Origin of the sequence: Microcoleus sp. OTE_8_concoct_300, assembly GCF_031383065.1 — a bacterium.
Classification (GTDB): domain Bacteria; phylum Cyanobacteriota; class Cyanobacteriia; order Cyanobacteriales; family Microcoleaceae; genus Microcoleus.
This window is the reverse complement of the sequence record NZ_JANMZH010000736.1, coordinates 1-1,311: the sequence shown is the minus strand read 5'-3', so window position 1 is coordinate 1,311 and position 1,311 is coordinate 1. Positions and strand designations below refer to the sequence as shown.

Sequence of the window (1,311 nt, the reverse complement as noted above, 5' to 3'; positions counted from 1 at the left end):
AATTCCCAATTGCCGTCGGTGCTTGAGTTATCAGGGTTCACAGCAGTTGACTTTTTACCGAGATTTACCTAGGTTTTAGTTACTAAATTCGCGGTAAATTGACGAACAGACTAATTAGCGTTGGTGATTTCGATCGAAAGAGAATGTGTAACCTTTGAAAAAGACCTCGCCAGCGAGGTTTCGGAAATAAAAGAAACTCCGGAGAAAAACTTGCAAATCCTGCGCGAAGCGATTAATATACTAGGATGCAACCACATTGAGAGGTCGAATCAATGGCTACCTTAACTTATTGTAAAGGCTTGCCCACGCCAGCAGATGAACTCAACGAACTGGGATTTACAGATTTCGAGATGTTCTTGGAAGCTTACGCCCCAATTTTCAGGGCTGCAAGTATTGAAACAGTCAACCACTTACTTTTAAATACAGAATTCAAGAAGTCCGACTGGAACACACACTTACAGCAAACCTACGGCATCAATAAGCGCCATGCAAATGGCGTAATCAGTGCTGCCAAAGGTCGTGTAGACGGGGCTAAAGAACACAGAATTTTACACATAAAGACTCTTGAAGGAAAGATTAAATCCATTAGTGCATGGCTCAAGAAAGCCGAACGTAAGTTGGCATTAGCCCGTAAATTTTATGCCAAGAAAAAATGGCAGAATTCAAATACAGGTTGTAACTTTCCCATAGCTTGCTCGCTCCAATACAAATCTACCAATTTGCAGAGTTTACGCTTTCAAATACACCATAAAAAGCGTAGACTGACCCTGTTAACGAATAGGCTCGAATACTTAAGAGTCAAGCCAATCAAAGTCTTCGTCCCTCACGGTGATATTTTTGTCGTCGGCTCTAAAGACGAGTCTTTTGGCAATCAAGTCTCCCAGTGGAATGGGAGCGGAATAACTTTTAGAGTCCCCAAATGCTTAGAGTCACGATTCGGGAAAGCTGTATCTTCTCTTGTTGGTGATTTCAATCGCAACATCAACAGGCTGCCAGAATGCGGGGCTAAGACCTGGCACTTCTACCGTAAAAACGGAAAGTGGGTTATTGCCGTGCAATTTACTCCCAAGCCTGTGAATCAAGTTTCTAGAAATAGGATGTCCGGTTGCATTGGTATCGATATGAATCCTGGTGTGCGACTCGTTGGCTAGAAACCAATCCTAAAAAGGGTTAGGGGGATTAGCCGCAAGGTAGAACCTTGACAACTGAATGACCATGTAGGTGAGAGTCAATATCCTAGAAACCTCAAATCCTACCCCGCAGGTGTGCGATGGGACGCCGAGATCGTCCCGATGCCGGTGCAGCAGATCC

At 44.0% G+C, this 1,311-nt stretch carries 1 protein-coding gene; it reads left to right on the top strand.

Annotated elements, in window-relative coordinates; translation table 11 throughout:
- Window positions 1-272: 272 nt before the first annotated feature.
- On the top strand, window positions 273-1,151 hold the full coding sequence (locus ACUVJL_RS32950) for a hypothetical protein (RefSeq protein ID WP_445249681.1): 879 nt from the start codon (window positions 273-275) through the stop codon (window positions 1,149-1,151).
- Window positions 1,152-1,311: the final 160 nt, after the last annotated feature.

Coding starts and splice junctions, on each gene's coding strand:
- ACUVJL_RS32950 (WP_445249681.1), top strand. CDS start 273: ATGGCTACCTTAACTTATTGTAAAGGCTTGCCCACGCCAGCAGATGAA.